This window comes from Bartonella rattaustraliani AUST/NH4, assembly GCF_000312565.1.
Lineage (GTDB): Bacteria > Pseudomonadota > Alphaproteobacteria > Rhizobiales > Rhizobiaceae > Bartonella > Bartonella rattaustraliani.
The window spans coordinates 1-5,639 of record NZ_CALW02000056.1 but is presented as its reverse complement, the minus strand read 5'-3'; the positions used below and the strand labels follow the sequence as shown (position 1 = coordinate 5,639).

Sequence of the window (5,639 nt, the reverse complement as noted above, 5' to 3'; positions counted from 1 at the left end):
TCTGCTTTCAAAAAATCTGCAACACGATCAAGGGCATCATTATTAACAAGAATTGCTCCAAGCAATGCTTGTTCGGCTTCAATATTATGCGGGAGTTGGCGAATAGAAGAGAGCAAGCTGTCTCTTGAATTTTCCGTTTTTAGCCGGTTTACTTTTTCCATGTCTCTTTTCTCCTCTCCTTTGCTAAAAATCACAATTGGAAATGATGAGCTCTTGAGCCGGAGTCGGCTTATTTGATGAAGAGCAGGTATAAGAAGTGGTGACCTCTTTTATCTTAAATGGGCTAAAGCTTTTACGGATCTCGGACACATCATTGAGAGACAGAAGAAACTTCCCCTTTAATTGTGCAAGCAGTGCGGACATCCTTTGATAATCCTCTCGCTTAAACAAATCCTTTCCATAGTAATCCTCAGCACCCCAATAAGGCGGATCAAGGTAAAACAAGGTGTCCTTCCGGTCATAGCGCTTGATAAACTCAAACCAATCTAAATGTTCAATGGTAACACCCGCTAAACGACGGTAAATAAGCTTTAAGGAGGCTTCAAGTTTGAGACTATTAAACCGTGCACCACGGTGTGGACTCACTCCAAACGTCTGTTTTGCCACTTTGCCACCAAAACTCAACCGCTGCAGATATAAAAAACGCAATGCCCGCTCTAAATCTGTCAGGCTCTTGGGATCTTGGGTGCGTAACCGTTCAAACGCCTCACGGCTACTCACTTGGAACTCCAACAAATCCATGAACGGGTAATAATGCCGTTGCAACACCCGAAAAAAATTCACCACATCACCTGAACAATCATTGATCACTTCACATGAGGGGAGTAATTTTCTCCTAAAGAACACCCCACCCATTCCAACAAAAGGCTCTGCATAAGTGCGATGAGGAATGCCTTCAATGATTTTGATAAGGATCTTCGCCAACCTAGCTTTGCCACCAATATAAGCAGCAGCTGGTTCTATAGGATCAACCGATTTTAACTTTTCTTTATGAAGTATATCCATAATTTCTTAATACTCTTTCATCTATATTCGCCGTCTTCTCATTGCTTTTAAGTGATAAGAAGTGGCTGCGATGTTATATTAAGGTGCATCGGACGGGGGTGTGTCGCAAAACTATCCCTGTTGGCTGGGCAACCAGCCCAGCCTCTCTTCTGTATTGCTTTCCTTTCCCTTCTCTGGAGCCTCGAGAGTGATCTGTGTGGTGTATCCGCTTTGTTTCTCATAGCGGTGTGTGACGGTTGCAGCTTTCCATGGTCCATTAATTTCTTCACGGAATCCCTGCAGGAGCAGCGGTTGGTCCGCCATGATTTCTGGGCGTCCTGCATGGGTCAAAGAACCACTGCCCACAGCACGGCAAAGCCTCTCCGACTCGGAAGCTGCTGCTGCTTGTGCTTCCCTCTTGCAAGGGTAGCAAGTCCGCAGACGGCGCACGGGACCCGTAAAACCTGTCTGATGTTTAACCTGACATTGCTGCCCTTGTGCGCGATCAAAATAAACAGCTTCAATGGTGCCGTATTGCGTGCGCGGCTCTAAGATGAATTCCCAATTTGAGCAGTCGTGCTTATGGAGGGTGAGTGAAGGTAAATTGTCCCCGCTTAAAAATAAAAACTTATGGTCTTTGATCAAAAAACGTGCCTGCATACGATCCGCAAGACGCGTTAAAAAATCAACTGCCGATTGATCTGTTCGAATCACATAAGGAAGAGCTTGTTTGCTCAACTGGGGGCTCACCTTTGCTTGATAACCATGGCGTTTGGCGAGTGTCTCAACAATCTCAGCAATGGTTTTGTGGTCAAAATGTTCACTCGCCTGTTCTTTAAGCTCTTTGCGCATCGAAGCGCTTTTGCCACAAAGGCGTAAAATCTCTCCATCACTCCCACCAATACTGACCACCGACTCGACAACAAAACGCCCCATAAAGGCATGGATGCTGTTTTGATAGCCAAAGATGACCTGGAGTGCACTGTTGCTTGAAGGAATTTCTAAATCATGCCCACTCTCATCAAACTCTGCTTCAAAGCTATCGGATTCATTGCCTGCGTGATCCGTGATCGTTGCCGTTAAAAGACGCTGATAAAAGACCTCATGAACAAATTTCTCCCCCACTTTTACTTCAATAAAGGGATGTGTACGTCTTAATCCCATAGCCGCTTGACCACACTCTTCTTCTCTTGGCTGACAAATTCGGGCAGAAAGACTTTCAAGCCCCGTGGCAACAGAGCGCCATAGCCTGCAATCCCTGGATTGGCTTCCAAAGTAGCCTCACAGTAGCCCTTGAGAGCTCCAATTCAGATGATCCATTGGATGAATAATGACAGCTATAGCGCTCTCATGCATGGATCCGTGGTGATCACCAGTATCACGAAAGACCACGACTATATCAGTCGTTCTGGTCAATCGGGGCGTATTCGCTACGCCATCAGTTTGTTCCCCTTTTTTGAAGGGGGCAAACTTGAGACCTGTCTCCCAACACTGCCATGGCATGCTGAAAGCAGATCAGATCAAGACTCATATCTTCTAACGCGACGACAAGGTGCTTTGCTGGTATCTTCATCGGCTTTGCCCCCCTTGGGAATATTGATCATATCCCACCTGATATTGTCCCCCCTGATATTGTCCTTGTGGTTTGCCCTCTTCAAAAAAGGGAAACAAACTGATGGCATAGCGAATACGCCCCGATTGACCAGAACGACTGATATAGTCGTGGTCTTTCGTGATGCTGGTGATCACCACGGATCCATGCATGAGAGCACTATAGCTGTCTTCATCCAACGGATCATCTGAACCGGCTTGGCTCTTTTGATGGTGGTGGTAATGGCATCAAGAGCTGCACGGTCCCCAAACTCTTCTGGAAACAACACCCCGTGAATGGTTTTGGGATCATTGCCATAGCCGGTAAATTGCAAACCGGGAGACCTGCCAAAACGCTGCATAGAAACCCATGAGGCGAAAAACTCTTCCTCAAAGGATTGGAAATTCAGCCAGTCCACATAAAAAAGATGTGGACCTAACATCAACAAAGGATCTCTCATAGGCTCCCTCCCATTGATTGTATTCCTTCCAGCACGTCGTCTTTTTCCTTATTCTGTAGCCCGTATCACTCTGTTCCCCCATGCAAGGCATTGGCGCGGGTGCGTTGTAGAGCATGAGCAACCGCACGACCCGTGGCAACGGGATCGCGTGCTCCATTGAATTGCATCTCTCCTACCATTGCGCCTCCTAGCACTTCATCCCTCCCCTCATTGTGTTCCTGCCAGCACGTCGTCTTTTCCCTTATTCTGTAGCCCGTATCACTCTGTTCCCCCATGCAAGGCATTGGCGCGGGTGCGTTGTAGAGCATGGGCAACCGCACGACCCGTGGCAACAGGATCGCGTGCTCCATTGACATGCACCGTGACATTTTGATTATGCCTGATGGTGGAACGGTCTTTGTCTCTTTGCTCGCTGCTTGGTGAATTGACAGAAGGAGCCCCCGCAAACTGTGCTATGGGTTGAATGGAGCTTTTGCCACCAAGCCAGCTTGGCAAATGAAACAAATCTGATAAATCAACCGACCCAATCCATCCTTTCATGCGTTGGGGTAAGGATTTTAAAAAATGACTCAAACCCGCTATCGGCGCCATAAAACCATCAACAATCCAACCCGCTAAATCTTCCCCCGCTTGTTCCATACTGGCTTTGGCATCCTCAGAAAGCTTTTCGCGGGCAAAAAAGCGCCCCAACCATCCCCAGAAGTTGGAGAGGCTTTGCTTAAAACCCTCCCACAAATTGCCAAACCACACAGAAACAGTCCCCAGCCCCTGTTTAAACTTTTGCCAGGCTTGAGAGAAGTCAAAGGCATTGGCGATGATGTTTTTCCACTTGGTGATAGTGGTGGTATCCGCACCAAAAAAACGCATGATGGCTTCAAAGGCATGCCCAAAAGCCCGTATTATTCCCCGTGCAAAGCCTTTAACAAAAGAAGAGAAACGATCCCAGTATTTCCACAAAGCAAAACCAGCAGCCATGATCACAGCCACAGCAGCAGCAATGATGCCTCCTATCGGGGTAAAAACAACTCCCACAACAGCGGCAATACCCGCCCCAATCACTTCGATGACTGTCCCGATCCAACCAAAAGAGGCAGCAAATGCACTTCCTGAGATCATAACGCCGCGAAACGCCGCCACCAGTAAAGTCATGGGGCGAAGAAGACACAGCCCATTCCCACCAAAGCTTGCTGCCATTAAACCCAGCGAGCTGCCCTGACGCGATGAGTGAACGCCAACTTGCTTGCAATGTGCGGCTCACAGCCCCCATCTTGATAAAAGAGGGGATCAATTGAAGAATCCCGAGGCGTGTTCCTGCAAAAGTAAAACGCAAGACACGCAGCGCAATATTAAAAGCCATTAGGGCGGCAATGGTTTTGATGATGACAGCCGTTAAAGTTGGGTGCGCATTCGCCCATGCCATAAGCCCATTAACAAAGCCCCCAACACTGTCCATGAGACTGTTCACAGGGGGCAAAAAAACTTCACCAATGCTGATACCCAAAGCCACAATGCGATTTTGTAAGAGTTCAAATTGCCGCATGGCACCGGTTGCTTGTTTATCTGCCTCTTGTTCTACAGAGCCTTTAAAGACTTGTGGATCTTTGACATAATCTAAAGCTTGCCCTAACAATTGGGGGTTGCCCACCAATTTGGCAAAATCGCCGATAAAATCCCGCCCCGCAATGGCAATCAGAGAACGCATCCCCTGTTCAGATTTGCCCAACACATGAAAAAAGCGCACCAAGGTACCGGTGGCATCCTTCTCCAAATCTTCCATAAATTTTTGGTGGGAAAGCCCAATATTGGTAAAAGCATCTTCAATATGTTTACCCCCTGCCTGAATACGGGCGCTCATCGTATTAAAACCACGTGCTGCACTCTCTGGGATAATCCCTGCTGAAATCATCGCTGTACCAAAGGCTGCGGTTTCACGCGCTGTCAGCTTAAACATGGTGGCAGCTCCGGTGGCACGATTGGTAAAATCAGAAACCTCACTCGCCTTGGCTGCCATATGGTTGGAGAGATGGTTGATGGCATCCCCTAAATCTTCAATCCCTGCTTGATTAAGCTTAAAGACATTGCGTAATTTGGCAAAGCGTTCCCCAATCTGATCCCCCGTCATATCAAAAGCAACCGCTGCTTTAGCAGCGTAAATGCTAAAAGCCTCGAGATCTTTCTCACCAATCCCTGCTTGGCTCGCACTGGTCATCAATTCTAAAACCTCACGGGCTGCTAAAGGGATTTTTCTGGAGGTTTCCAAAGCAAAACGGCGCAATTCTTTTAAACGATCAAGGGGGGCATCGAGAACCTTTTCCAAACCCTTCATCGATTGGTCAAATTGCATGGCTTTATAAAGAGGGGCAATCAAGCTTGCTGTTTGAGCAACGCCACCAACCATGCGACCACGCGCATGGTTAAAAGCATTTTCTGCATCGGCTGTAGCGTCCTTTAGATGCTCAAGCTCAAACCACCCTTTAAAATGCTTGCGTGTTTGGTGTTGGAAATGCGCAACATCAGCACTAAAAGCTTTCAGGTCTCGCTTGGCTGAGGCGATCCCCTCTTGCAGATGATTCACAAAACGCACAACAAGGGAAACATCCATGA

General features: G+C 47.6%; 4 protein-coding genes and 5 pseudogenes. 1 reads left to right on the top strand and 8 read right to left on the bottom strand.

The window, feature by feature from the left end; all coding sequences use genetic code 11:
• From BN67_RS13750 to BN67_RS13745, 4 genes and pseudogenes are all read right to left on the bottom strand, one after another.
• Positions 1 to 161 (bottom strand): DnaB-like helicase N-terminal domain-containing protein (locus BN67_RS13750; protein ID WP_280101221.1); only part of this gene is annotated, 161 nt, incomplete at its 3' end.
• 22 nt (positions 162 to 183) lie between these two features.
• Positions 184 to 1,005, bottom strand: a complete 822-nt coding sequence (locus BN67_RS08200; protein WP_019223638.1) for a DNA adenine methylase — start codon at positions 1,003 to 1,005, stop codon at positions 184 to 186.
• Positions 1,006 to 1,116: 111 nt separating this feature from the next.
• Complete coding sequence (locus tag BN67_RS08195) at positions 1,117 to 2,148, bottom strand: phage late control D family protein (RefSeq protein ID WP_019223637.1); 1,032 nt, start codon at positions 2,146 to 2,148, stop codon at positions 1,117 to 1,119.
• A pseudogene (locus BN67_RS13745) lies at positions 2,139 to 2,288 on the bottom strand (tail protein X); the annotation flags it as partial. The pseudogene BN67_RS13745 and the gene BN67_RS08195, both read right to left, overlap by 10 nt.
• On the opposite strand from BN67_RS13745, the pseudogene BN67_RS14950 reads away from it, so the two are divergent.
• A pseudogene (locus tag BN67_RS14950) lies at positions 2,287 to 2,454 on the top strand (phage tail protein); the annotation flags it as partial. The pseudogenes BN67_RS13745 and BN67_RS14950 sit on opposite strands and share 2 nt — an antisense overlap.
• Here the strand turns inward: BN67_RS14950 and BN67_RS13735 are convergent.
• The 4 genes and pseudogenes from BN67_RS13735 to BN67_RS12865 all read right to left on the bottom strand — a co-directional run.
• Positions 2,453 to 2,557 (bottom strand): annotated as a pseudogene (locus tag BN67_RS13735) (tail protein X); the annotation flags it as partial. The pseudogenes BN67_RS14950 and BN67_RS13735 overlap by 2 nt on opposite strands.
• Positions 2,554 to 3,035, bottom strand: a pseudogene (locus tag BN67_RS12870) (phage tail protein). The pseudogenes BN67_RS13735 and BN67_RS12870, both read right to left, overlap by 4 nt.
• A gap of 65 nt (positions 3,036 to 3,100) precedes the next feature.
• Positions 3,101 to 3,229, bottom strand: a complete 129-nt coding sequence (locus tag BN67_RS15240; protein WP_280101219.1) for a hypothetical protein — start codon at positions 3,227 to 3,229, stop codon at positions 3,101 to 3,103.
• A gap of 64 nt (positions 3,230 to 3,293) precedes the next feature.
• Positions 3,294 to 5,637: pseudogene (locus BN67_RS12865) on the bottom strand (phage tail tape measure protein).
• Positions 5,638 to 5,639: the final 2 nt, after the last annotated feature.